The following is a 25,861-nucleotide window of genomic DNA, read 5'->3' on the forward strand; positions in this document are numbered from 1 at the left end:
TTGAGTTATTATAATGGTGATACCGTATATGGTATGCATGAAATTATACTGGATACCAATGTTCTGTTCGCCGGCTTGTATTCCGCTAACGGCGCATCCTTTAAATTGCTGGAGCTTTTAGCCGGTGGGCAGTTGCAAACAGCTATATCGACACCGCTTTTGTTCGAGTATGAGGATGTTTTGAAACGCAACCGTTCCATGCTGCAACTGACCGATGCTGAAATAGACATAGTGCTGGATAACCTGTGTGGATTTAGTCGTCATCAAAAGGTGTATTTTTTATGGCGACCTTATTTGCCGGACCCGAAAGATGATTTAGTCTTGGAGTTGGCCGTTGCTGCCCGAGTAAACACCATTGTTACCCATAATTTAAAAGATTTTGCCCGTATCGAAAAATTCGGCGTCGAAGCCATTACGCCAAAAACTTTGCTGGAGCGTCTACCATGAGTACATTAAGTCTGAGATTGCCCGATTCCATACACCGCCACATCAAGGAACTGGCGAGTAAGGAAGGTGTATCGATCAATCAATTTATTGCCAGCGCCGTTGCCGAAAAAGTCTCGGCAATCGCCACCGAAGATTACCTGCAGGCCCGTGCCGAACGAGCCGACAAAGCCGCTTTTCAGGCTGTTTTGGCGAAGGTGCCAAAACGTGAGCCTTTGGCTGGGGATGAGTTTTAGCGTTGGCGGGCAGCATAGGCAGATATAGCTGTTTCTGTAGAAAATACTACGAGCTGGGGCTGATTTAACCCAACAATTCCGAGAGTCTTTGCCCTTTATGAAGCAATTTCTAAATACGACCGTCAAGGCAGTCTTCGACGGCTATCCTCCGGAAATTCGCCGGAAAATGCTGGTGCTTCGCGAAGCGATCTTTGCTGTGGCGGCTAGCGAGGGTGTCGGACAGCTTGAGGAAACTTTAAAGTGGGGCGAGCCTGCTTACATGACCGCCGAAACCGGATGTGGCAGTACGATCAGAATGGCATGGAAGAAAGAGAAACCTAGCCAATATGCCATGTATTTCATCTGTACGACGAATTTGGTTGAAACCTTTCGGACGCTTTTTCCGCACCAGTTTAAATACGAAGGCAATCGGGCGATTGTCTTTCAAGAAACCGAAGACGTCGACATGGATAGCCTGTCAATTTGTATCGCTATGGCTTTGACCTATCATCGGAACAAGCGACGAAAGCAACCTTAGGTGCGGAGCTGGCTTCAGGTTTCTTCGCCAAGAGTATTTCAACTTGCCGTTAGCGAAGGTAGGTGTTGCCTTAGAAATCCACCAATCCGCGCCTCCAGCCAATACGCCGGCCTGAACCATCCTCCACTCACAAATCCCACATGCCCGCCGCCGGCGCACACTTCCAGTTGCACCTGGTCGGATAATTCCGCGGCGGTCGGCAATACTCGTTCGGTCATGAACGGATCGTCGTTAGCTTGCAAAATCAAAGTTGGGACGCGGATATGCTTTAAAAATTGCCTGGAACTGCTGCGCCGGTAGTAATCATGGGCGTCTTTAAAACCGTGCAGGCCGGCCACGACCTTGTCGTCGTATTGCCAGAAGGATTTGATGCCGGATAGATCGCCTAATTCTGCGATCCGTTCGGCTTGTTCGTGCTGGCCGATGCCTTGCAAATGCTTGAGCTTGACGCGCATGTACTGTTTCAGCTCGCGCAGCAGATAGTCGCGATAGAGTTTTGAGAAACCACGATCAAGCTTGTCGGCGCATTCGTTTAACAACAACGGCACGGATACCGCCACTGCCGCCGATAACCCAATCTTATCGCCTTGTTCACCCAGCCATTTTAATAACACGTTGCCGCCCAGGGAAAAACCTATCGCCGCCATAGCCCGGTCCAGAAAACGCTGGCGTAAGGTTTGGTAAAAAAACTCGATATCCTCGGTTTCGCCGGAGTGATAGCAGCGCGCCAGCCGGTTCATTTCCCCGCTGCACCCGCGAAAATTCAGCGCCACGCTGGCAAAGCCGGCTGCCAGCAAACTGTGTTGCAAGCCCTGGATATAACCGGAACGGCTGCTGCCGGCCAGACCATGCAACAGAATCACCAGCGGTCGGTCGCCGTTATCCACCCAATCGATGTCCAGAAAGTCGCCGTCAGGCGTGTCCAACCGTTCGCGGCGGATGCCGGCCGGTGGCGAGATACTCCGCAATAACGCCGGGTAGATCGTCTGCAAATGCGGGCTATTCAGCCACCAGGCCGGGCGGAAGGCGTTGTGCATGGTTGTGGACCTGCTTTATAGTAGTGGTTGGGCGATGGTTTGAAAGAGGAATATACCTTTTGTACCGCCAAACGCCAGCGCGCCTTTGCGGCGGATGTATAGCTCTTATCCGTCGGAGATTTTCCAAATTATTTCCAACCCAGTTTCCCTGTTCTTGATGAGTCGGCCCATTCCTATTGCCAAATCGCTGGCTAAAGCGGTCCCGCCTAGCCGGGCAAAAGCAGGTGCGGGGCGTAAGCCGGGTAAACCGCGCCGCAAAGCCAAATCTCTGCGCAAACCAAAGTGGTGGTTGATGGTTGTGGAAGGCTTGGCGCTGATGATCGCCGCAGTATTGGCGACGATGTTTGTACTCGGTTACTCGGCCAGTTGGCTATCCGGCCCCGGTTTTTTTACCAGTTTGCTGCCGTTCGCAATTGGCGTGGTGATCTTGATGTTGGCGGCGGCGGCGCTGTTGCTGGCTTGGTCGCGCTTGCGCGGCTGGCTGCATGGCCGATTGGATTATTTACCCGCCGCCTTGGCCGTGGTACTGGCCGCTTCGATCGGTTGGTTTGTGATGCACGGTGGCTACACCCAAGTTTTTACGCATTTTCGCACCTTGGTCGGCGGCAAGCAGGAGGCTGAAAAAGTCACCCTGGCGCATCAAGTCTACGCGGCTTATCGGCGCCACGGCATAGGCGGGTTGCAAAAAATGATGATGCGCGCCGATGCCTTCAATCCGGCAATCGAGGATGCGGCCAAGGCTTTTGATGTCGATGTCAATTTGCTGCAAGGCATCGCCGCGACTGAGTCCTCGTTTATGCCACGCGACAGTTTTGATGGCGGCAAAGGCTTGTTTCAGATTACCGCCGTGCCCAAAGCCATTACCCGCGAGGCCGCCGACGAGCTGGATGTGGAGGAGTTGCAAGTCAACGATCCCAGGCATAACGCCTTTGTCGCCGCCGCTACCTTTAAACATTATCTGCAAGAAATGAACGGCGATTTGTTTTTAGGCCTGCTGGCTTACAACATCGGGCCGCGCAACGGCGGCTTGCGTTTTATCATGCAGCAATACGGCGCTACCGATTTTGTGACCATGCAACCCTACCTGCAAACCCTGCCGCGTGACTACCCGATCCGGGTATTGTCTTATGCCTTGGCTTTCAAGCTATATCAGAAGGACGGCAAGCTGCTGGCCTATGAAGAAGGCGATAACGCCATGCGGATTCAGCAGATGGGGATACCGGGGTTGTAGATTCGCTGCCTGGTTTTGGTCCCTACTGGGTAGCCCTTACAGTCAGGAAAATTTAACGATAATATCTTGCTGAATATGGCGCACCCGGTGATGGAGTTTGTCCGATTTAACCGGGATATGTCGCAATGGATCATGCTGGCGCATGACAAATTCCCGAATCGCCTCATCGTTCCAGCTCTGATGGTTGTCATGCACCATACGCAGTACAGCATTCAATTTATTGGCGGTGTAAATCACATCGTCTTCGTTATCGTCATAATCCGAGTGTATCAAATCTTTTATGGCGTACTTAACTTGAGCAAGGGCATTATTGGCATCGAATGATGTGGCCTGTCTCATGATTATTTCTCCGGTTTTCAGTTTGTGTTGGCGGCTACTATCTCCTCAGGTCCTTAAATTAAACTTAATAAATGACGATTGAGCGACATGCTGCCTACAGCATCGAGAAAATAGTCGATGGCAGGGATTGACATAGCGCTGTTGCAGCAAAAACCGCGTTATTGCTGCAACAGCGCTTCAAGAAAAGCTTGTGATACGAGTTGGTGTTTGGATTGGTGTGAAAGGGTCTAATAAATCCGGATATCTCGAAAGGCAGAATTTATACCGCCAGTAGAGGTAACGATGAGTAACGACAAAAACGCAAGCGCGCCAAATACAAGCTGGCATTCAAACAAGATGCAACCAGGCGGGTTCTTGAAAAAGGTTACAGCCAACAGCAAGCAGCCGGTCATCTGGGTATATCATTAAGTGCACTCCCCGCTCGAATTCGAGCGGGCATTTTTTAGAAACGCTGTCTAAACAGGTGTCCGGCTTTTGTTGGTCATTACAACCAGTATTGGCCTCACCATGAATCACAAGTACAGTGGTTAAATCAGATATCTTTACCAACCTTCACGTCTTTGAAACTTTCCGGATCAGTTTTTTCAGTGAGTTGGAATACCCCTTCGCCAACGTGTCTGCGCATTTGAACTTCTATCATCAAGGTTTGATTGGGTTCAATATAGCTTTTCAGCGCGTCGAAAGTGCCCTTATATTCCGCGGCTGTGTAATAAGCAAAACCCGACTGCGGTCTCACGACGATTTTGATGCCAAATTCGCCTTTACTCGGATCTTTATTAAGACCTTTATTCAAAATATCATAATCGACATAATAGGTTAATTTACCCGGATTATTACTATTACGCTGCCTATCAACGAAGAATCCCTCGGGCAGGTGATTTTCGTCATAGTTGGGGCCGCCGGTAAATAACACATCGTAGTCCGATAGGTTATTACCGCGATCATCAATCAAGCGGAATACCAGCATGCAATATCTGCCGGTCTTGAACGTGCGTTCGACTAAAAATAGTTCTTTTATCTTTTCGATGCGTTCGTCTTTTTGAGTTTGTGCTGTGAGTTTGTCGAAATCCTTCACCGCCGCCGCATAGCTTGCCGAATCTTGAACGGCCAAACACTTTAAAATCGCGTCGACAGTGGGGTGAGTCTGTGCGCTATCGGTCGCTTTTACGCTGCGTAATATGCCTATCTTGTCGCCGGAATGCGAGCGTCCTGGCAAGATTCCCAATGCTGTTTTTGCCGGGCGGCTCTGTTTATCCACCACCAAACCGCCGTCGGTCTGAGCCAGACGAAGGAATCCGTAATTCATGTTGGCGGCCGTTACTCTCACCACGCCATCAGAGCCGGCCTCACCGGTGTAAGAATTGAGATTGTCGTAAAAGGAGCGGTCGATACGCTGCCCCGTCAAGGTAAAAACATATAGCCCATCGGCGGTGCAGTCGTATTCCAGCCATTGTCGGTTTAAGGCCCAGCTTTGGTCACTGCCGAGTTCCAACCAGTCTAAGACACCAATACCCGGCTCGACACCTTCGGTAAAAAACTTCATTCTGGCCAGTTTGCCTTTGCCAAGTTGCGCCAGCGCCGAACCGTGGTTAGCCGGTGCCAGCATGATCAAGTGGCTCATCGGGCATTGTGGGAATTTGTGTTCGTAATACTGGCTCAGCCAATCCCTGACCACCGGACCGCCGGTCGAATGCGTGATGCAAACGAATTTCTCCCCTGGTTTTAGCCTCGATAACACTTCAGTATTGACCGCATGCTGCATACCGCGGGCAATGTCGTCGATTTTAACTTCGTCGGCGAAACTGACATATTTGGCCAACCTCAAGTGTTGCACTTGAATATTCAACTGTCCAGCGACCGAGGATTGCAAGGCCAGCGGCAAGCCACCGTAAGTATCGGTATTGGTGACGCTCCAGCCATGTACAAAAACGATTAACATAAATTGCTCCTTTTATTATTTGATGGCGCTTGAATTATTACTGTTCTATCCTGCATTACTCGGCGGTGGGAGTTTATTGGTCTAATAACAGGCCATTATTTGCTGCATTATTGCTCCCCGGTGAAAACTATCGCCTTTACAATCAACGGCTTTTTTTGCGGGGCTTGCTTAGCGGTCTGGCTTGAGGTGGTTGATCCGGCGTTTTTTCTTTAATGACCGGAGCCGGCAGCAACAGGTCATCAGGATTGACGGCATGGTCATTATCGGCAACCTTGCCGCAATCGACATAGCGGCTTGAAGTATTGTCGACATAAACTTGCAAGCTGTTATTGGCGGCATAGCTTTCCTGATCCGAACAGCTTGCCGACTGAGTAGGGCCTACAACAACCAAGGTGCCGGGCTTGAGCTTGCATTTGGTGACCCAACGCAATTCGTTCCACTTTTTACAAATGGCGTTTTGCGCCCGATAGTGGTCGACGTTACCCGACGGCCGCTCGGCGGACCACCAGGCTCCGATGCGGTTGCTGCCACCGTATTCGTTGATGCCTTTATCGGCACCATCCCATAAGCGGTACACCTCAATGTCTTCCTTGAGCTTCAGTAATACACCGGAGGAAATCCCGCCTTGGCCTTCTTTCATAATGGCATGGGATAGGATGTCCTGCTTACAATCCTTCTTGCAGGAGGCAATAACTTCTACCTTCCCCATCATCGCCGCGGGAAGAAATAACGGCTGTTGTTGCTCGCAATTACAAGCCACGAGCAAAGCCATACCCAAAAACCAAGTAATCGAGCGATACGATTTCGAAAATGTCTGACGCATTGACTTTGCCTTTTTTGGAGTTTAATTGCTTTCGGCGAGAAGTATCTTATTTAGACTCTATTAAGCTGAAGCCCGGCCTTTTGTATTTGCGGAAACCTTCTTTGGCGCAGAACAATCAGCTTTTCTTTGTAACCTCACCCGTTATGGTCGTTTCTGCTTTGCCGATTAAAGCCGGTAATACCCGTTCGCTAAAGCCGGCGGCAAAGGCCAGAAAAAACCGTAGCGCCGGGGTATTGACTAACTCCTGGCCTAAAATCAGGTGTCCGTCGATGGCAAGCGAAGTCAGCGCTCCGGCGGTGGCGCCGAGAATGGCGCGCGATAAGGCTTCCGTGAACAAACCCAATTGCCCTGATCGCGGATCAAGCCCTATCTGTTGGGTCCTGGAAATCGCCGACACCAATGCACCAATGGTGCCGGCACCTAATGCCAACATGGCGTGAGCGTGGCCTTGTCCCCATTTTTGCAGACATAAGGCCGTTACATCCGGCCAACAAGAAAAGCTGAAATGCGGCAAAAAATTAGCCAAGATGACCGGCACTAAAAACCAAAAGATAAACCAAGGCCGGCATCTTCGGTCTTTCGCCAGCGTGACCTGTTTTCGGGCTTCATCGATTACCCGCCCCCAATCTTCCTGTTTGCCGCCGTTCATGGCAATCGCCGCCGCTTCTCCCAGCATCGCGCGAATACCGATTAATTCGCTGGACGCTTGAAAAGGCAAGGATAGCGTTGCAGAGTCTGCATCCGCTTGAGTGTTACGAAAAAAACTCGGAAATTGCCAAGGTTTGCCGACTTTCTCCATCAGGAAATTACTGTCGGTTTCAATTTGGGTAATATGGGTTTGCAGCAAGGTAAGATTATCTAAATCCGCCGGCGGACTCGTCCACCACCATTGAATTTCGAAATTCTGGTCCAGATAAATAATATAGCGGGTACTCTTACGGATAATCAGCTGAATCTTCCCCAACATCCAGGGGTCGGTATCATCGGGTTTTAGTTTCGAGATAGCGCGTATTGCCACTAGATAGGCATCTTTAACTTCTTGCGGCGCTTCGATGAGAGGCACGCGGCTGCCATCCGCCTTAATCCCTTCAATTTGCCGCCAAGCGCTAATTCTAGCCATGGCGTCAGTAAATAATTGTTGGTCGCTGATACTATTTTCAGTAGTGCTGGCCATGGTTATCTCTTAGGATTATCGGGCGAATAGAAATTAGTCGAGACTTGCGCTTTCGCGTCCGCGGTCAGCCGCTGCAATTCGCTGGCAAGGCGTTCATGTTGGGCGGCATATTCGGCGGCAGGCCCGAAAAAGGCTGCATCCGCAGCGACAGCGATACTCTGGTAAGCCTGACTCAACCGTAAACATTCTGCCTGATATTCTTCGCATTTCAATGCCTTATGAATGGCCGTCAATACGGCGGCAAGTCCGGCGAGCAATGAAACCAGCGGCATGGAATAGCAAAAAACACTAATTTGATATTGCTCTTCCTTGGCCGCCAAAACCGCGGCTATAGTCGACGAAACCGCAGGTAGCACGACAAAGCAAAGATTTGCATACCATAGCCACGCCAGGCGAATTCTATAGGCTTCGGATAGGGCAACTGACCGTTGTTTAGTCTGTTCAAACCATAAACAAAAATCATCTTTCATCGCAATATTTTCCAGATATTTTAGATGGCAAGTATCAGTATAATTTCGATCCCAACGTCAATTAGTCTAGTGAAGCTTCTACATTTTTGTATTCTATAAAATGTACTAGTACGAAAGTACTGGATATTCAAGATACTAAATCGCTATGTTATAGCCGAAATGATGTAGTAGTGATGGTTGATTAGTAGGTATGTGAACAGCACTCCAGCGCTCGTGATTCTGTTGAATAGATCCAGCAGCTGAGTCAGCTTTTCACCACAATCCTGCCATTCATTACCTTAGTTTGTTAGCTTGTTGAATGTCGCAAACTGGCCGATAGCCCAACCCAACACAGACACAAGCATTCAAACCTCCAAGCAATTTTTTATTCGCGTATGCGCGCATCATTTATTTCTACTGCCCAGCAGATAATCAAACCCCGGCCAGGTGACGCACCAGTTGCCGGAGTCTGGCTGGGTGTGATGTTGGTAATGCCAGGGTAAATGCTGTTTAGCCCAGTCAGGGTCGAGATGGGCTTTGCGGTGCAGAATGTAATAAAGCGTCAACGAGCCGTATAAACCCATCACGAAAATCGGCCGATACCAAATTAGCGGCAGATGCGCCATGACAATGGCGGCCAATACCGCCAACTCCTTGGTTTGCGCATTCCAGGTCGATAAGTCCAAATGGCGATAGCCGGGATCCAGCATCTGGTGTTTAGCGCAGATCGCATGGTGTTCAAACCAATGGTAGGCCCAAATGCTGCCCGGCTGTTTGCCTAAGCGATGCAAGATGAATTTGTGCATCAGCCATTCGCCGAGATTGGCGTACAGAATGGCCAGTAAAAATTGTAGGCTCACTGAGATCATGGTTCGGCTGGGGCTAATGGTTTGTAGTGGGGATTATCTTCACCCGGTTTGCCGTGCTCGGGATAGTTGTTTTATTCCTGCTGCTTTGGTCGTGTACTTTTGGTTCCAGCTCTTACCATTTTCCAAATGGTGTTCCATTTTTAATCCGATTTTAATGACTTCTGCACCAGCAATTTCCAAAAGCTCTGCTAAAAATTAATACCATTATTTGATTGAGGCACGGAATTTAGCCGGCCAGTTTGCTGTAGATCGCTTTTTTCGATTTTTATCGGCGGATAGCTTCACAAAATCGACTTGCGTACAGTAGACCTATGTACTAGGCTATGCTACCGCTCAAGTGGGGGAGGAGAAATGGCTTCGTACCGGGGAGTGACCGGCGCGTTGTTGGCGTTGGAATCGTTCTTGACCAGCAGATTACCTGCCGAGCTGAGCAGCGAGCCCACCAATGCCCAAGCAAAACTGCTGGGTAGCGCCGACATTGCCAATATCCTCACCGGCAATCTGCTGGGTATTTACCTGCATCGCATCACTATCGATCCGCACGGCCGGCAGCGCACCTTCGCACCGCGCGGTTCCGACCAAAACGCTCCGCAAGCCGAACTGCCGGTCAATCTGCATTTCCTGTTAATCGCCAACGCTGCCAGCGCCACCATCGAAGCCGATCTTTTGAGTTGGGCCATGGTCGAGCTCGCCAACGAATGTCAGCTCGACATCTCGCATATTCAAGACATCGACGACGAATGGGGCCAGGCCGAAGTGCTGAATATCGCCCCGGACGAGATGACTACCGAGGATTTGATGCGCATCTGGGATGTCTTCAAATCGCCTTACACCAGTACCGTACCCTATGTGGCGCGCACCGTGCGCCTGCGGCTGCGTCGGCCGCGTACGGAAGGTCCGTCGGTTAGTACGCGGGTATTTCCAGGAGGCACGGTATGAAAGCCGTCAAGGTTCTGGAAACCAATATCCTCTACGCCAGCGACGTGATTTATTGGTTGGACGGCAGTAGTGCCGCACAGGAAGCCGATATGCGGCGGCTCAGTGAAGCCGTTGTGTTGCAACTCGATACCCGCCCCGCCGATCTGCAATGGTTACACACGCCAGGCAAAACAGCCTTGTGGCGGCGCTCGGCCGGTAAAACGGTGCAAGGCGCGCCTAATGAGGCGGATAAATTGCGGCCTGCTGAAGCGGCATACACCATCGCCGGTTCGGTGGCGGATAGTCAAAGCCGCTATATCCCGCGCCGTTTTGCAGTTCAAGCCGGCAATGCCGCCGGACACAGCTTGGTGCTTTATCCGACCCCTTTCGGTACCAAGCTCGGCCGCGGCGGCGGTTTGCGCGGCACTCTGAGGTTTACCGGCAGTAATGCGCCGGCTATCTGGGCATTGCTGACGCTGACGGTCAATCTGGGCGTCGGCGGCAATTTGATCTGCCGTGCCCAAGCCGACGCCAATGGCGATTTCATTATCGCGATGCACCGCCTGCCGCCCTTACCGGAAGGCGTAACCGAATACAACGCGACACTGAGCATTGCGGCCTCGGCTGCGGCCAGCGCTGCGCAACCGGTCGACCCGGCCGACTTGCAGCCGATGCTGCTCGGCGCTATTAACGCTAACAGTTTTGCCGCCGCACTAGCCCTGACCTTGGTGCCGGGCGATTTGAGTTTAATCCGGTCCTTTAATCGGGATCATCTTGCCGTTCAACCCAATTGAGTCATCCATGAGTTGAGTTTGTCCTTTAAACGCTGGTCCACATAAAAATTAAGGAGGGGAGCATGCCTGAATATCTTGCACCGGGTGTGTTTGTAGAAGAAGTTAGCTTTCGCGCCAAATCGATCGAAGGGGTGGGGACCAGTGTCACGGCGGTGGTCGGTCCTACCCGTTTCGGGCCGTTGCGGGGCAATCCCGAGGTAGTGACTAGCTTTGGCGAATTCACCCGCATCTACGGCGACATCCAAAATCTGACGCTGGCCGGCGCGTCGGTGCTTAACCATACTGCGATTGCCGCGAAAGCCTTTTTCGACGGCGGCGGCAAACAACTCTATGTGTCGCGGGTCGGCAATTTTCCGCAAAACGCCCCAGGGGTGTCGACGCGGTCCGTGCCGAATGTGTTGAGTTTCAGCAGCCGCTTTCCGGGAGTAATGGGCGATTTCACGCTGGAACTTCTGTGGCGCGATAGCGAAAATCTGTTAAAAACCGAGGCTACCTCGGCGCCAGCCGAAGGCGAAGTGGTGTTTCTGAATGCCATCGGCCTGACCAATGCGGTGCGCTCGGCCGGTATCGCCGCGCAATTCCCCGACGAACGCTTTCCTTTAAATGTCCGCGCCCTGGTGCGCCGCGAAGGCGATCATTTCGTCATCGTCAATAACCGCTGCGAACTGGACACCGCCGACGATGTCGCAGCGGGCGGTACCGCCTTACGTCCCAACGGCCAGGCCGACGGCAGTCAGGGCGTATTGATGACGGCCGGTTTGGTAAACGGTCCGGGCGTTGCAGTCAGCTACACACGGGTGTTTGCGAAAAATCCCAGCAGCGGGTCCTTGGCTAACGGCACGTCGGCGGTGTTAACCCTGAGCGCGGAAACCAACTTGTCGGTGTATACCGGCGCGGCGCATTGGGGCACCCTGACCGCGCTGCGCGGCACGTTAAATGCGGCCGGTAGCGAGTTTGTGCTGGACGGCGGCGGTTTGAATGTGGGCGTCAATGCCGACATCACCTTGCCGTTGGCGGCTTTGGCTGCTGCACCGAATACGGTGCGGGCGGTGGTGGTGCAGCGCAACTTCGATATTGCCGTACATGCCGGCGGCCGTGACGGCCCGGTAATTTACAGTTACGGCGATATTTCCAGCGCCCCCGATGCAAAAAACAGCCTCAGCGCCGTAATGCCCGTGACGCCGGACAAGCGTTACGACCAATTGACCAGTCCGGTCAGTTGCACCCTCAGCCCCGGTATCAGCGGCGCCGACGTGGTGGCAGCCTTGTACAGCTTGTTCGAGTCGGATGGCTTAAATCCCGGCCCCATGTCGGTTCAAGGTCCGCGTTATTTGATTAATCTGTCCGGCGGCAGCGACGGCAACGTGCCGGGGGCCGTGCAATACGGCGGCGTGGAAGACGAGGTCAACGGCAGCAGCGGTTTCGTGGCCTTGGAAAATATCGAGGATGTGTCCATCGTGATGACTCCGGCAGCGGCGGCTGACGCCACTAATCATCAAGCCATCGTCGCGGAGGTGCAAAAACACTGTCTAAAAATGCGTTACCGGGTCGGCATCGTCGATAGCCGCGACGGCATGGCGCTGTCGGAAGTGCGCGAGTTTCGTTCCAACTTCGACGATTCCAGACTGGCGCTTTATTACCCCTGGGTGGTCATCGCCGATCCGCGCGGCCTGCTCAGCACTATCACCGTGCCACCGTCCGGCTTTATTGCCGGCGTCTACGCCAATACCGACGTGCAGCGCGGCGTACATAAGCCGCCGGCCAATGAACCGGTCATCGGCGCTTTGCGATTTGCCCAGGAAATCAACCGGTTCCAGCAGGAGTTGCTAAACCCCAACGGCATCAACTGTCTGCGTTCGTTTCCCGGGCGCGGGCATCGGGTTTGGGGGGGTCGGACCTTGTCCAGCGATCCTGAATGGAAATATGTCAACGTCCGCCGCTACTTTTTGTACTTGGAACGTTCCATCGACAAATCCACGCAATGGGCGGTGTTCGAGCCCAACGGCGAGCGGCTGTGGGACAACATTCGCCAGACCGTGGAAAGCTTTTTGTACAACGAATGGGTCAATGGCCGGCTGTTGGGTAGCGCCAAAACTGCTTATTTCGTGCGCTGCGACCGCAGTACCATGACTCAAAACGATCTGGACAACGGCCGATTGGTCTGCGAAATCGGCGTGGCGGCTTTGAAACCGGCCGAATTTGTGATTTTCCGCATCGGCCAAAAAACCGCCGACGCCTGAACCCTAGACTGGAGATAAACCATGGCTACATATCGGGAAACGCCCTATGGGGTGTTCAATTATCTGGTCAACCTGGGCGACGGCAGTGAAGGCGAAGTGCAGGGCGGCTTTTCGGAAGTGTCGGGTTTGAATGCGGAAGTGACGGTGGCGGAATACCGTAACGGCAACGACGCGGTGAATTACGTGCGCAAGATCCCGGCCATCAACAAGGCCGGCGACGTGACGTTGAAGCGTGGCGTGATCGGTGCGGACAATATTTACAGTTGGCTGGAGCAAATTCGCGGCGGCGATGTGACCGCCAAACGCGATGTGGTGATCAAGCTTAAAAACGAAGACCCCACTAGCGCCAGCGCCGTGGTCACCTGGAAACTGGTCAGGGCCATGCCGATCAAATGGACCGGGCCGACCTTAACCGCCAAGGGCGGCAGCGATGTGGCGATGGAAGAGCTGGTGCTCTCGGTCGAAACCATCATCCAAAGCTAGCCGGAGCGATAGCTTATGGAATTGCTTGCCGGAGCGCGCATCGCCTTGACGCCACGGCCGGTTGAACGCCGGATCGCGGCGCTGGAAGCGGCCATGCTTGGGCATTGTCCAGGTCGGGTCCGGCTTGAGCGCTTGCTGCAATTGCCGGCAGCACTGGCGGACATGCGCGCGGTCGGATACGGTAAGACAGTCGATGACTTGCTGTTGGGCGCTGCCAGCGAGCTTTACCATCTACCGATACCCTTGCAGTCCAGCGCCGAGTTTCACGACATTTTCCCGGATGCGCTTACCGCCACCACCCAATATGTCAGCCTGCTGGCTGGTAATAAAGCCTGGCTGGGCCTGGCGGTTGACGATTTTTTCGCCAACGGCGGCGAAAAACTCTGGGTGGTGCGGATACCCGAAAGCGCCGGGCAAGCCGGTTTCCTGCCTGCCGACAACACGCAATTGCACGATAATACGACGCTCCAGGGCTTGGCTTGTGTGTTGGTCATTCCGGCTTTGGGCGTGGTGGGTTTTCCCGATTTGGAACGCCTGCAAATACCGCCGCGTCTGCCGGATATTCCCAGGGTACGCCTGGAAAACAACGACCCGCAGTTTCTGCCTTGCACGCAAAATACCGATGACGATCACCGCGAACGCCGGTACAGCAGCGAATTAAGCGATATGCCGCCGCCTTGGCAATTGCCGCAGGTGTTGCGCGGCATGCTGCAATTTATTAGCAGCCATCGGCCAGATCTGCAATGTCTGTTTACCTTGCCGCTGGCGTATTCCGGCGAGCTGGACAGCCCGGTGCTCGACCCGGCGGCGTTGAGCGCACTGGCTGGGTATCAAGGCAATTCGGATATGGCGCAAGCGTTACGGTATGTGCAGTTTTTGTTTCCCTACTTGCGCGGGCCGCGTTTTGCCTTGCATAGCCCGGTGGGGTTGATCGCCGGCCAGCAGGCGGCGGTGGCCCGTCGCGACGGCCCTTGGCGCTCGATGGCGGCCAAGCCCTTAAACACTGACGCTTTGCCTTACCCGCGGTTGTCCATTGCCCAAACGATTGGTTTGCGCGATAAGCCCGGCATCAGCGTGCTCAACTACCGCAACGCGGTTAGCGGCGGCGCGCAACTCAGTCTCGACGACGAACGCCTGGTGGTGCCGGCCTTGCCGGTCGCCGATCATCCGCTCGACCGCCAGCGTTACGATGGTTTTCGCTCGGCGGAAGTGATGCGTTTTCTGGGCTTTTTGCGTCGACAATTGCAGGCCTTGGGCGAGCAATTGATCTTTAATTTGGATTACCGCGACCCCCGCCCGCGATTGTTGCTGGAGCAGTTTTTCCGCCGCTTGTACAGCCAGGGCGCCTTGCGTGGCGCGTCCGCCGAGCAAGCCTTTTCGATTCGCGAATCGACGCCGCAGGAAGGCGCCATGCTCTTCGAGATCATGCTGGCCCCGGCGTTTCCAATAGACAGGCTGTTTCTGACTTTTGCCAATCTGAACGGCGAGTGGCGCTCGGAGGTGGTCGATGGCTGAAGTCAGCGAATTCGTCGCCTTTCGCTTCAAGGTCAATCTGTACAACAGTGATCAGAGCAGCTTGTTGTGCAGCGGTTACTTCAGCGAAGTGACCGGCTTCGAAGCGACGATGGAACCTAAGGTCATCAACGAGGGCGGCCACAATTGGGGTGAACATCACCGCTGCGGGCCAACCAAATTCGCGCCGATTATTTTGAAACGCGGCGTTACCGACATCAACGATTTATGGTCCTGGTTCGACATCACCACCCGCCAGGCCAACTACGGCTACCGGCTGAGCGGCGAGATTATCGTGTTCGGCAATCCCAGCGTCAGCGGCGGCAACGTCACCGATAACGCGGTGCTGGTCTGGAAGCTCAGCGGCGTGTTGCCGACTAAATTCAAAGGCCCGGATTTGTCGGCCACCGCCAGCCAAGTAGCCATCGAAGAATTGCAACTGGTGCATCAAGGCCTGGAATTGCAGCGGCCGGCGCCGGCCAGCACCCAAGGCAGGGGGACGGCATGATAGCCATCGAACGCGGCAAACTGATCCCGGTCAGCGGAGACAACGATAGTCCTGATTTGGATAACGCCATTGACGTGCAATTCAACCCGTCCAGCCTGAAAGTCAGCTTGTCGAACACCTTGAAAGAGAACGCCCGCAACGGCAATAGCCGCTCGGCGCAGTTCGTCGATAAAAGCTCGTCCAATCTGACCATAGAATTGATTTTTGATACCACCTATATCGAAGCGCCCGGCGGCGCGGGCCAGGGTAGCGGGCAAACCGCCAGCAGTGCCGGCAGCAACAGCAGCGCCAAGAAAGCTATCGAGCAAGGTTCGGACGTGCGTTTGGAGACCAAAAAAATCGCTGATACTTTTATCAAGCCGGTAGAAGACGGCAAAAAAATGAAGGCACCCAAGCGCTGTTTATTTCAATGGGGCGCGTTCGAGTTTTTGGGGCTGGTGCAAAGCTTCGACGAAACCCTGGATTTCTTCTCGCCGGAAGGCCGGCCGCTGCGCGCCACCGTGTCCTTAAAGCTCAGCGAAGACCGCTATCAATTCCGTAACCGGGCCGTAGAACAAGCCTCCCGCAATACCCCCAGCCTGAGTTCGACCGGAGCCGGCCCGCAAGGCGGTTCCGGACAGAATGCCGCGCCGGTGCCAGGCGGCAGCGGCGAAGATGCCGGCAATTGGCGCGATACCTCGCTGTTTAATGGCATAGAGTCGCCCAGAATGCCGTCGCTATCGGTGGTGGCGGTGCCTAGCCTGAGCTTGAGTGCTTCGGTAGGGATTAGCGGCGGCGTGGGATTTGGGGTAAGTGCCGGTGTCAACATCAGCGGCGGTATCAGCGCCAATGTTTCGGCAAGCTTGTCAGCCTCGGTGAATGTTGGTGCTGGTTCAGTCAATAGTGCAGGGGGGGCAAAAGCGGCACTACCAGCAGCGCCATCGCCAAGTCCGGCGTTCAAATTCGGCAACTCGGCGAGCTTGGGCACCGGCATCGAAGGTGCGTTTAACCCGGCTGGGAAAAAGGGCAGTCTGAATGCCGCCCATATGCAGACCGGCAGTACGTTGTTAAGACCAGCAGCAATGCAAACCGCCAGTAGCAGTCAAAGCGGGCCATCGGCCTCTGCGATGACTGGCGAGAGGCCTTTGTCAACCGCTGCAGCTAACCAAGCAGGATCAGCAACTGTGGGCCGCAAAAGTAGCGGCGTATCGGTCAGCAGTTTATTAAAAGCCTCCGCCGACGCTGGCGTTGGATTCGATTGAGCAGGAATCAGACATGCCGGTATTGATAGATGAAGTGATATTAGAGGTGCAAGACGGCGTCACCGAAACCGCTGAGCAACAACCGGCCGCGCAGCAAACACCGTTGGCACCGGCTGAGATCGAGCTGGCGCAAATGTTGGAGTTGATCAGGCAGAGGCAGGAAAGGTTGAGGATTGATTGAATAGATGGGGGTGAGTGAGAGATTTGGTAATGAAGTTTTATATACCCTCACCCTAGCCCTCTCCCGGAGGGAGAGGGGATGTGTCGAAGGGTTTTAGGAGGCTTTGTGTGGCGGAAGGGTTTCCTTCCCGTATGCCGCGCCGAGCACCGGAGCTTTTGAACGGATCCGCCCGTAGGGGCGCCGCATGGATGCGGCGCGTTGCCGAAGGGGCAGGAGCCCCTTTCGGCAACCCCGTTCAAAAGCTTCGGAGCGCAGGGAATAAGCGGCATCCGGGTCGCCTTTTCTTTGGATACTTTCTTTTGGCGACGCAAAAGAAAGTATCGCGGTTGTCGGTCCGCGAACCGACATTAGAAAAACCGTCGCGATAGCGACACATAATAATTAAACGACAATAAACAAGAACAACACTATGCCCGATTCCGCCTTCACCAGCTCCCGCCCGACGATCAAAATCGACGGCGAACAACGCGAAGACCTGCAACAGGCCTTGCTGGCGATGCAGGTCAATCTGCCCTTGCACGGCTGCGCGCATGCCGAATTGCAGTTGTCCAATTGGGGTAGACCGGAAGGCGGGCAAGACCCCGACTTTACTTTGAACGACATAGCCTTGGGTGCCGGCGTGGAAATCGAAATGGGCAGCGACACTCCGCAAAATCTGTTCAGCGGCGAGATTACCGCCATTGAAGAAAGCTACGGCGAAGGCGCGCCCAACATCGCGCTGCTATTACAAGACAAATTGCATAGGCTGGCCCGCAGCCGGCATAACCGCAGCTTTGAAGATCAAAGTCCGGACGAACTAGTGCAAACCATCGCCGGCGAGGCGGGCCTGCAAACCGATGCGTCAATCTCCGGCATCACCGCCACCTGGCATCAACTCAACGAAAGTGATTTGGCTTTTCTGTTGCGCATCGGCAATCGTTTCGATATAGCCTTACGCTTGGCGGGCAATACCTTACGCGCCAAGCCCGAAGAAGCCGATCCCAATCCTGTCGAGCTTAGCGCCCAGGACAGCGCCTTGAAAGTGCGCTTGATCGCCGATTTAAATCATCAACCGCTCAGCAGCCAAGTCAACGGCTATAATCTGGCTAGCGCCGACGCGGTGGATTTTACGGCCGACACGATGACGCCGGCACCCACCGGCACCAGCGCGGCAGCGGCTTTAGGCAACCTGAGCTGGCCCGGAGCGGAAATTGTCCCGCATCCCTTTCCAGGCACCAGCAGCGAAGCCGAAGCCTATGCCAAGGCCGCATTCAAACGCCAAGCCAAACGCTTTATTCACGGCGAAATTGTTTGCCAAGGCGAGGCCAGCCTAAAACCCGGCCGCGAGATCGAGTTGGACGGCGTATCGCCGCGCCTGAAAGGCCGCTACCAGATTGTGCATTGCGTGCACCGCTTCGATAACAACAGCGGTTTCGAAACGCATCTTAAAGTCAATAAAGGCGGGTGGCAGTCATGAACAGTCACGCCTTGGGTAATCTGCACAGTTTGCAACTTGGGCAAGTCACTGATAACGCGGACCCGGACAGCCGTGGCCGAATCAAGGTGCGCTTGCTGGCGACGCAGATGGAATTATGGGCCGGGGTTGTCGCGCCGTCCGCCGGCCAGGGTTACGGCGCCAGTTTCGTGCCGCGCCTGGAAGAAATAGTGGTGCTGGCCTTCATCACGCCGGAAATGCCGCTGGTGCTGGGCAGCGTCTGGGCCGGTAGCGGCAGCGCGCCGGCAGAGGCCGATCCGCAGGAAGATCATTACGTGATCCGTACGCCGCAGGAAACCGTGTTGGATTTCGATGACGGTAGCGGCCCGAAAGTGGAGTTGCGTACCCGCTCCGGTTACAAGATTTCGATAGACGAAGCCGGCGGCGGGGAAATCGTTATCGAGCGCGCCGACCAGAGCGTTACGCTCAACAGCAGCGGTATTGCGGTGCGCAGCAGCGGCAGCGTCACGGTCGATGCCAGCACGGTGACCATCAACGCCAGCATGGTGACGGTGAATGCCAGCATGTCCAAATTCAGCGGCGTGGTGCAAGCCGATACGGTGATCGCCACTTCGGTGGTGGGCAGTTCCTACACGCCGGGCGCCGGCAATATTTGGTAAGGGATTATGAAAATCGAACAAGCCCTGCATCCGATTAAATTAAAACCGCCGTTTTATCAGGAGGGCGGGCAATGCGGCTTGCATCGTTATCTGGATGCGGAGTTTATCAACCGCTTCAAGCAGGACATGCAGCGTCGCCAGTTCGATTTGCCGCAGTTCAGCGACTGGCAGCAGGAGGAACGTCACAGTCGCCATGGCCAGCAGCCGGTGCTGCGCCTACCGCTGCATCGGGCCTTTCATATCGTCAGTTGCGAAGTGGTTTGCGACCGCTTCGGCGAGCCGGCGCTGGATCAGCAAAAAATCAGCTCGGCCGGTTTCGTGATTCGCCGACTGAGCGGCGGCCGCGAGCAGGCCTGGATGCTGGAAGACGGCGAAGCTTTGGGTTGGCAGGACGCACCCAGCGAGCTGCGTGACCCTGATTTGCACCGCCGGTTGTGTGCCAACGGCGTGCTGCACAAACGCGATGATCAGGCGGCCTATAGCGGCGAGGAAGTGCATCCCTTGCATGTGTTAAAAACCAGCGATGCCAAGCGTAAAACCCATACGCTGTTGTTCGGTTATTTGCCGCTCGGCGGTTTTTATTATCTGCGCGATGTCAGCCAGGCGTTTGACAGTACCGATCAAGCGCAAACCGCCAGCATCGCGTCGGCGATGTTGCCGTGGCCGTTCGGTTATCGGCAGCCGCTAAATCAAACCTGGCTAAACGAACACAGCAAGCCGTTGGCGCAAGGCCTGCCCAGCAAAGGCTTTTTTGAACTGCTGAGAATGTTGGTCAACCGTTATCACCTCGGCGAAGCCGGCATTGCCGAGAATGCCGCGCTGGAAAATAAAGCGCAGCAACTGTGGCTGTACGACGAAGCCAAACTGCCGGCGGGTTTGCAAGGCCGAGCCTACACCGAAACCAGCCAGGGCTTGTTCGCACCTTATCGGCAGCAAACCTTTTATAGCTATCTACAAGCCTGTTTTGCATTGGGCGGGGATAACCCGCTGGTGCGTTGGCTGATTCAGCAAGAGCAGGCGATAGACGCGGTCGGCGGGCTCGACAAACTGGCGGCATTACCGGCCTTGCCGAATGCCAATGGCGTCGGCAATCTCAATCTGACGCTGTTGCTGCTGGCCGCCGATGCCCAGGAAATCCGCGTGCTGTTGGGGCAACGCCTTAGCGACCAAGCCTTGAATAAGGTCAAGGAAATCCCCTTGCCAAAATTCGCGCAAAATGCCGGCGATGTTTATCAAGTAGTGGCTTTTGTGCGCGCCAAAAACCAGCTCGGCCAGGAACAGATTCAATGGGCCAATGCCGACACCCGCAGCATACCGTTTCGGGTCGCTGCGCCCTTCGATCCGGATGCCAGCCGACCGGCCTTGATCCAGATGCCGTCGTTGGCCGATCTGCGCCGTGGTCTGGCCAAGGGCGCGGCGATGATCACGCCCGCTGATACCTTCGATTTAATGAACAAACTGAAATTAAATAAGGGCGCCAGCGAAGACACGGTAAAGGATACTTCCGGTCCGGATTTTGGCATTCAATGGATTTGTTCGTTCAGCCTGCCGGTGATTACGCTGGTGGCGATGATTTTGCTGATGATCATGATCTCGCTGCTGAACATCGTGTTTTTCTGGCTGCCGTGGGTACGGATTTGCCTGCCGTTTCCAAAAATCAAAGGAGATTAAGGATGCGTACGCCGGTACCGGAAATTTTGAGTTGGCCCCTGGGAAATATCGACGCCGACGGGCGACTGAGCTGGACCCGCGACGATCAGAGCATCCGCGAGGTGATGCTGAACATCCTGCTGACCCGGCCCGGCGAGCGTTTGCAACGGCCAAATTTCGGTGCCGGTTTATTAAACTTCGTACATCAACCCAATAACGAAACCACCCGGCATTTGATCGCGGCTGTGGTGCGCAAATCGCTGGAGACCTGGGAGCCTAGAGTGGAAATCGACGAAGTGCAAGTGCAAGCCAGTCCGGCCAGCGTCGCCGATGTGCATATCAATATCCGCTACCGGCTGCGTAACAGTCAGCGTCCGGCGGAACTGGGATTCACGCTAAACCTGAGCCTGCCGGCTTGAGGCTGCAAGAGAGGCCGCTATGCCATTACCGGTACCGAATTTAGACGACAGACGCTTCGACGACCTGGTTGCCGAGGCCAAGGCCCGGCTGGCCAGCCATTTGCCGGAACTGGCGCAGATTGCCCCCGGCGACCCGCTCAACAGCTTTGTGGATTTGTTCGCCTGGCTGACCGAAACCATTTTGTACCGCGCCAACTTAATTCCGGAACGCCAGCGCCGGGTGTTTTTAAATTTATTGCAAATTCCGGTGCGCGCCGCCCGGCCGGCCAAGGGCATCGTCAGCGTTGACGCCGGGCCCACCAGCGTGTTGCCGGCGGCATTATTGGCGGACGGCAGCCAGTTGCGGGCCGGTAAACAGATTTTGACGGCGGTCGGCGAATTGCAACCCACCTGCCTGAGCTTACAAGTGTTGATCAAACAGAAGTTGGAGGCTGCCGATCTGGCCGCGCTGGGTTTGACCTTGCAGGATTTGCAGGAACAGTACGGATTGCGCAACGGCCAACGTCCCGAGCCGTTTCAACCGCGCCGCTTCCAGCCGGTTAAGGAAGTGCTGGATTTGACCGGTAGTCTGGATCGCAGCTTTTACCTGGCCTGCATCGCCCCCCGGCAGCTGGAAGGCCAGATTGCCTTGCTGCGCAGCCATCTGGCCGGCGTGGCCTTCAATATCGGCATCGCGCCCGCCGACAATTTGGACGGCGACGCGATCAACGAACTGAATCCGCGCAAGCTAATCTGGGAGCTGGTGTCCACCGGCGAGGCCGGCGAAACGATTTATCTACCCTTGGATGTGCTGGCCGACAGCTCCAAAGGCGGCCGGCAAACCGGTGTGGTCCGCTTGCGCTTACCCAAAAATCCGGCGCTGTTTCAGGCGTTTGTACCGACCGATCCGATGTTCAGCGGTGTCGGCGATAGGCCGCCGGAATTGGCCGATCAAGTCGAAGCCGGTCGGGTGGCGTTTTGGTTGCGCTTACGTTGTCCGGAACATCCCACGTTACAACTGGGCTACCTGGGATTGAACGCCGTCGATGTGCTTGCGCAAGGCTTGCAGCAGGATTTGCTGGTGGGTATGGGTACCGGCCAGCCCGATCAGGTGGTGGTATTGCCGGATCAGAATATCGAGGCGGCGACCTTGCAACTGGATGTCGAGGAAAATGGTGCCTGGGTGCGTTGGCAACAGGTGGCCTTTCTGGCCGGTCAAGCCGCAGATGCCAGAGTGTATCGGCTAAATCCGCAGTCCGGCTATGTCTACTTTGGTGACGGTACGATCGGCCGCCGGCCGCCGTCGGGAAGCCGGATTCGGATTGCGGCATATCTGTTTGGCGGCGGCAGCGCCGGCAATTTGCCCGCGGGCACCATCAAGGAGGTGGTCAACGGCAGCTCGCGCTATAAAATTCGCCATGAATGGCCCTTGCAAGGTGGTTTGGATGCGGAAACCGTCGAACAGGCCGAAAAACGCATCCCGCAGTTCTTGACGCACCGCAACCGGGCGGTGACGCAGCAGGATTTCAAAATCATTACCGAGGCCAATCCGCTTAATCCGGTGGCCCGCGCCGAAGTATTGGTCGGTTTTCTGCCCGGCGCCAGCATCCGCGCGGCGCGCGACGGCGTGCCGGGCGTGGTCAGCGTATTCGTGCTGCCGCCAGCCGAACCGGCTTTGGGTCACACGCCCAAGCCCAATCAGGGCTTGTTGAAGGACGTGTTTGCCTACTTATTGCAGCGGACCATGGTCGGCACCGAGCTGTATGTGTTAAGCCCTGAGTTTGTGCCGATTGCCATCAGCGTGAAAGTGCAGGTGCGGGACATTGAAACCGAGCAACAGACCCTGCGCGAAGTGCAGCAGGCTTTATTGGAATATCTTTGGCCTCTGGCGCCCGGCGGCGCGCGCGGTGCTGGGTGGCCCTTGGGCGGTGCGGTGCGCGCCAACGAATTATTGACTCAAGCAGCACGGGTGGCCGGGGTGCAGGCCGTGAATAGCTTGAGTCTGTTTCAACGCGGCAGCAATGGCTGGCGCCGCTTGCCAGCCGACGAAACGATCAGCCTGACTAAATATCAGTTGCCCGAGCTGTTGGGGGTGCGCGCTGACGGAGGTTCCGGCACGCCGGCCTTGCCGGACGGCATCGGCTTGCTGGAAGGCCAAACCCCGGACGACAGTCTGGGCGTCGCGGTGCCGGTGATACCGGACATTTGTTGAGGGCGAGCGATGGACGTCAACAACACCCCGTATTTTTTACTGAAAGGCCAAGCTGATTTCGAACAGGGTTCCAGTCATTTGAACTGGAATGCCGGTTTGCAGGCGCTGACGCTGGCGCAAAATCAGGTTTTGCGCTTGCCGGCCGCCGATCCGGCGGCGGCTTTGCTGGCGTGGCAGAACAGCGCGCCGCTGGCTTTGGACAGTTTTAATCAGATCGGTCGTTTGAGTGCCGACGGTGCGCGTGTCGAATTTAACAGTGGCCGTGGCTATCTAAGCTTGCAGGACAATGAATTGCAGGATGTTGTCGCGCCACAGGGCCGCTTTACCGACATGGCGTTCGCGTCGGTCGCGGCCGGCGGCAAGCCGGGCTTCGGGCAACCGGCCGGCGACGGCAGATTGGCTTTGCCGTTCAGCGACGGGGTTAATCAGCATGGTTTGCTGTTGTTTCATCTGGCCCGGCGCTGGCAAGCCTTTTGCGAATGGGGCAATGCCGAAGGCGAAGATGCTGAGTCGCAAATGCCGCTACGCGCCTGTATCGACGCGGATCAGCGCATCTGGCTAATCAGCAATTCCGGTTTGATGTTGTGTAGCGGTGAACCGCTGCCCTTGCCGTACACGCCGCAACCGGTGCGCTTCGAACCCGAGCAGGCCAATCCGCATCCGTTAACCCGCATCTGGCAGCAAGCCTTGCCTGATGGGCTGCAAGCGCTGGCGCTATGTTGCGATTTGCAGCAGATTTTTATCTTGTGTCACGACGGTATGGGGGTGCAGGCCATAGTGACGCGGCCTTTATCGGCATTAGCCGATGCGCCATTCAAAGCCTACGCCTGTCCGGCGGAATTGCCTTTCGCTATCGATCTGGCTCTAGCTGCCGATTCGGCTTTACCCGACAGCGGCCGGCTGGCGGCTTTGGTGCCGCGCACGGCGGATGATGCGAATTTCACGCAACGCGATTGCCCGGTGTTGACGCTGCATTGGGATAGCGCAACCAACACCGGCCAAGCCCGCTTGCTCCTCGAGCGATATCCAATGTTGTCGCAGAGCGTACCGCGTTTTGTCAGCAGCGCCGACGGCCAGTTGCGTTATCAAGCCGAGGCCGATGCGGATTTTCCGGCGATAGCTCCGCGCCCCAGAGAGTTGCATGCCTTGCGCCGCCCGCAGTTTTTTCTGGAAGGCACGGCCTTGTTACACGAACTGGATTCCGGCCAAGTCGATACGCAATGGCACCGGCTGTATTTGGATGCCTGCATCCCGCCGGGCTGCGATATTCAGATTGCGGTGCGGGTATTTGCCAGCCGGCAGGCGGTGCGGCCCAAGCCCATCGAGCAACCCGCGCCACTGTGGAATCCGCTACCGTCCGAATTGCCGTTCGCGGCAAGTCTGGCCGGCCAGCAAGCCGGCACTAGCGGTTTATTCGAGATTTTGTTGCAACAGCCTTCCGGTCGGGTGCGGCAGTTGCGCGGGCGCTATCTGCAAATTCAAGTGACTTTGCGCGGCGACGGCCGGCAAAGTCCGGCCTTGCACGCCATCAGAGTCTATTACCCGCGCTTTTCCTACCAGGAAGCTTATTTTCCGGAATTTTACCGGCAGGAACTTAGTTACGATTCCGATCAAACCACAGGCCCGGCCAATGGCGCCGACGTTCGAGAGCGTTTGCTGGCAGCCTTCGAAGGGGTATTGACCCCCTTGGAAGGCCGGATTGCCGCCAGCGAGCAGTTGCTGGCGCCCGAGGCAACGCCTGCCGCTAACTTGCCTTGGTTGGCCGAGGCCGTAGGTGGTCAGCTGCCGAGCCACTGGCCGGAAGCCCGGCAGCGGCGCTGGCTACGGGACTTGACTTTGATTCAACAATACAAAGGCACGTTGGCGGGGTTAAATTTAGCTTTGGACATCGTCAGCGACGGCGGTGTGCAGCGCGGCGAAATCGTGGTTTTAGAGAATTTCCGCTTGCGGCGGACCATGGCGACGATCTTGGGCATAGACATGGACGACGGCGATCACCCGTTAACTTTGGGCACCGGCATGAGCGGTAACAGCATCATCGGCGACAGCCTGATTCTGTCGGAAAGCGATGCCCGGCAATTTCTGGCACTGTTCGCCCCGGAGCTGGCGACAGTTGACGAAGCGGCCCAGGTCAAAGCGTTTTTTGAAGAATACGCGCACCAGGTCAGTATCTTGCTGCACGGGCGGGCGGTGAGTTTGCGCACTGCCGTCGAAGACATTTTGACGGAGCAACTGCCGGCGCACCTGCAATACCGGATCATCGAAACCGAACATCCCTTTGTGCTGGGTATCGCGCCGCTGCTGGGCATGGATACCTTCATCGAAACCGCGCCGCCGTTCCGCCGCGTCACGCTGGATGACACTTATCTGGGCCGCGAGGGGATCTTGAAAAACCCGGCGGCATTTTCACCGGAGGACATCAATGCACAGGCTTAGCGGTTTTCCTGGGGTGGTTAACAACCCGGTCCTGTCTATCACGTTGATCTCCTTTGGGCTGAGTCCTTCGACTGGTTCGGCGCAACCGGCTTGGCGGATTCCGGTTCCTGTCAGAGGCTGGGGAAGAAGCTCCCTC

Annotated in this window: 25 protein-coding genes; 18 read left to right on the plus strand and 7 right to left on the minus strand. The window is 55.5% G+C overall.

Annotation, left to right across the window (positions count from 1 at the left end):
* Nucleotides 1-33 precede the first annotated feature (33 nt).
* The 3 genes from ACR02O_RS05445 to ACR02O_RS05455 all read left to right on the plus strand — a co-directional run bounded on the left by ACR02O_RS05445 (nucleotide 34) and on the right by ACR02O_RS05455 (nucleotide 1,197).
* The gene (locus ACR02O_RS05445) at nucleotides 34-447 is read left to right on the plus strand and encodes a putative toxin-antitoxin system toxin component, PIN family (RefSeq protein WP_101054432.1); all 414 of its coding nucleotides are present in this window, start codon (nucleotides 34-36) and stop codon (nucleotides 445-447) included.
* Nucleotides 444-680 (plus strand): toxin-antitoxin system HicB family antitoxin, encoded by a 237-nt coding sequence (locus tag ACR02O_RS05450; RefSeq protein ID WP_494522946.1) that lies wholly within the window; start codon nucleotides 444-446, stop codon nucleotides 678-680. Before ACR02O_RS05445 ends, ACR02O_RS05450 begins: the two co-directional genes overlap by 4 nt.
* Before the next feature lie 97 nt (nucleotides 681-777).
* Nucleotides 778-1,197: a DUF1801 domain-containing protein gene (locus ACR02O_RS05455; RefSeq protein ID WP_494522947.1), complete on the plus strand. Its 420-nt coding sequence runs from the start codon at nucleotides 778-780 to the stop codon at nucleotides 1,195-1,197.
* Nucleotides 1,198-1,235: 38 nt separating this feature from the next.
* Here ACR02O_RS05455 and ACR02O_RS05460 read toward each other — a convergent pair whose 3' ends face one another.
* Complete coding sequence (locus ACR02O_RS05460) at nucleotides 1,236-2,234, minus strand: hydrolase (RefSeq protein ID WP_171697437.1); 999 nt, start codon at nucleotides 2,232-2,234, stop codon at nucleotides 1,236-1,238.
* A gap of 157 nt (nucleotides 2,235-2,391) precedes the next feature.
* On the opposite strand from ACR02O_RS05460, the gene ACR02O_RS05465 reads away from it, so the two are divergent.
* Entirely contained in the window at nucleotides 2,392-3,465 is a 1,074-nt protein-coding gene (locus ACR02O_RS05465; protein ID WP_171697438.1) for a transglycosylase SLT domain-containing protein, read from the plus strand.
* A 42-nt stretch (nucleotides 3,466-3,507) separates the two neighbouring features.
* Here ACR02O_RS05465 and ACR02O_RS05470 read toward each other — a convergent pair whose 3' ends face one another.
* The 6 genes from ACR02O_RS05470 to ACR02O_RS05495 all read right to left on the minus strand — a co-directional run bounded on the left by ACR02O_RS05470 (nucleotide 3,508) and on the right by ACR02O_RS05495 (nucleotide 9,058).
* Nucleotides 3,508-3,804 (minus strand): hypothetical protein, encoded by a 297-nt coding sequence (locus tag ACR02O_RS05470; protein ID WP_171697439.1) that lies wholly within the window; start codon nucleotides 3,802-3,804, stop codon nucleotides 3,508-3,510.
* A 532-nt stretch (nucleotides 3,805-4,336) separates the two neighbouring features.
* On the minus strand, nucleotides 4,337-5,743 hold the full coding sequence (locus tag ACR02O_RS05475; RefSeq protein WP_458139033.1) for an esterase/lipase family protein: 1,407 nt from the start codon (nucleotides 5,741-5,743) through the stop codon (nucleotides 4,337-4,339).
* 142 nt (nucleotides 5,744-5,885) lie between these two features.
* The gene (locus tag ACR02O_RS05480; protein ID WP_445367825.1) at nucleotides 5,886-6,566 is read right to left on the minus strand and encodes a hypothetical protein; all 681 of its coding nucleotides are present in this window, start codon (nucleotides 6,564-6,566) and stop codon (nucleotides 5,886-5,888) included.
* Nucleotides 6,567-6,681: 115 nt separating this feature from the next.
* Nucleotides 6,682-7,740: a hypothetical protein gene (locus ACR02O_RS05485; RefSeq protein WP_458139034.1), complete on the minus strand. Its 1,059-nt coding sequence runs from the start codon at nucleotides 7,738-7,740 to the stop codon at nucleotides 6,682-6,684.
* Nucleotides 7,741-7,742: 2 nt separating this feature from the next.
* A complete protein-coding gene (locus ACR02O_RS05490; RefSeq protein WP_494522948.1) occupies nucleotides 7,743-8,060 on the minus strand; it encodes a hypothetical protein in 318 nt (105 codons plus the stop codon).
* Nucleotides 8,061-8,593: 533 nt separating this feature from the next.
* Nucleotides 8,594-9,058 carry a hypothetical protein gene (locus ACR02O_RS05495; protein ID WP_033157775.1) on the minus strand — a complete coding sequence of 155 codons (465 nt, stop codon included), beginning with the start codon at nucleotides 9,056-9,058 and terminating at the stop codon, nucleotides 8,594-8,596.
* A gap of 351 nt (nucleotides 9,059-9,409) precedes the next feature.
* Between ACR02O_RS05495 and ACR02O_RS05500 the strand changes: the two genes are divergently transcribed.
* The 14 genes from ACR02O_RS05500 (at nucleotide 9,410) to ACR02O_RS05565 (ending at nucleotide 25,725) form a co-directional block, all read left to right on the plus strand.
* The gene (locus ACR02O_RS05500; RefSeq protein ID WP_458139036.1) at nucleotides 9,410-9,997 is read left to right on the plus strand and encodes a Pvc16 family protein; all 588 of its coding nucleotides are present in this window, start codon (nucleotides 9,410-9,412) and stop codon (nucleotides 9,995-9,997) included.
* The gene (locus ACR02O_RS05505; protein ID WP_205451449.1) at nucleotides 9,994-10,770 is read left to right on the plus strand and encodes a hypothetical protein; all 777 of its coding nucleotides are present in this window, start codon (nucleotides 9,994-9,996) and stop codon (nucleotides 10,768-10,770) included. The genes ACR02O_RS05500 and ACR02O_RS05505 overlap by 4 nt, the downstream gene beginning before the upstream one ends.
* Before the next feature lie 62 nt (nucleotides 10,771-10,832).
* Nucleotides 10,833-13,010, plus strand: coding sequence for a phage tail sheath family protein (locus ACR02O_RS05510; protein ID WP_494522949.1), 2,178 nt, complete (start codon nucleotides 10,833-10,835; stop codon nucleotides 13,008-13,010).
* 21 nt (nucleotides 13,011-13,031) lie between these two features.
* Entirely contained in the window at nucleotides 13,032-13,493 is a 462-nt protein-coding gene (locus tag ACR02O_RS05515) for a phage tail protein (RefSeq protein WP_033157779.1), read from the plus strand.
* Nucleotides 13,494-13,508: 15 nt separating this feature from the next.
* Nucleotides 13,509-15,008 carry a hypothetical protein gene (locus ACR02O_RS05520; RefSeq protein WP_494522950.1) on the plus strand — a complete coding sequence of 500 codons (1,500 nt, stop codon included), beginning with the start codon at nucleotides 13,509-13,511 and terminating at the stop codon, nucleotides 15,006-15,008.
* Nucleotides 15,001-15,513: a phage tail protein gene (locus ACR02O_RS05525; RefSeq protein WP_494522951.1), complete on the plus strand. Its 513-nt coding sequence runs from the start codon at nucleotides 15,001-15,003 to the stop codon at nucleotides 15,511-15,513. Before ACR02O_RS05520 ends, ACR02O_RS05525 begins: the two co-directional genes overlap by 8 nt.
* On the plus strand, nucleotides 15,510-16,754 hold the full coding sequence (locus ACR02O_RS05530) for a CIS tube protein (RefSeq protein ID WP_494522952.1): 1,245 nt from the start codon (nucleotides 15,510-15,512) through the stop codon (nucleotides 16,752-16,754). The genes ACR02O_RS05525 and ACR02O_RS05530 overlap by 4 nt, the downstream gene beginning before the upstream one ends.
* Before the next feature lie 13 nt (nucleotides 16,755-16,767).
* Nucleotides 16,768-16,935, plus strand: coding sequence for a hypothetical protein (locus tag ACR02O_RS05535; RefSeq protein ID WP_165786375.1), 168 nt, complete (start codon nucleotides 16,768-16,770; stop codon nucleotides 16,933-16,935).
* Nucleotides 16,936-17,344: 409 nt separating this feature from the next.
* Nucleotides 17,345-18,391: a phage late control D family protein gene (locus tag ACR02O_RS05540; RefSeq protein ID WP_494522953.1), complete on the plus strand. Its 1,047-nt coding sequence runs from the start codon at nucleotides 17,345-17,347 to the stop codon at nucleotides 18,389-18,391.
* Nucleotides 18,388-19,029 (plus strand): phage baseplate assembly protein V, encoded by a 642-nt coding sequence (locus ACR02O_RS05545; RefSeq protein ID WP_494522954.1) that lies wholly within the window; start codon nucleotides 18,388-18,390, stop codon nucleotides 19,027-19,029. The genes ACR02O_RS05540 and ACR02O_RS05545 overlap by 4 nt, the downstream gene beginning before the upstream one ends.
* A gap of 6 nt (nucleotides 19,030-19,035) precedes the next feature.
* Nucleotides 19,036-20,700 carry a hypothetical protein gene (locus ACR02O_RS05550; RefSeq protein ID WP_494522955.1) on the plus strand — a complete coding sequence of 555 codons (1,665 nt, stop codon included), beginning with the start codon at nucleotides 19,036-19,038 and terminating at the stop codon, nucleotides 20,698-20,700.
* 2 nt (nucleotides 20,701-20,702) lie between these two features.
* Entirely contained in the window at nucleotides 20,703-21,098 is a 396-nt protein-coding gene (locus tag ACR02O_RS05555; protein ID WP_494522956.1) for a GPW/gp25 family protein, read from the plus strand.
* Between the two features lie 19 nt (nucleotides 21,099-21,117).
* Nucleotides 21,118-23,289, plus strand: coding sequence for a putative baseplate assembly protein (locus ACR02O_RS05560; RefSeq protein WP_494522957.1), 2,172 nt, complete (start codon nucleotides 21,118-21,120; stop codon nucleotides 23,287-23,289).
* A gap of 9 nt (nucleotides 23,290-23,298) precedes the next feature.
* A complete protein-coding gene (locus ACR02O_RS05565; RefSeq protein WP_494522958.1) occupies nucleotides 23,299-25,725 on the plus strand; it encodes a phage tail protein in 2,427 nt (808 codons plus the stop codon).
* Nucleotides 25,726-25,861 lie beyond the last annotated feature (136 nt).

The sequence above is a fragment of the Methylomonas sp. PHL2-19 genome (genome assembly GCF_059331595.1).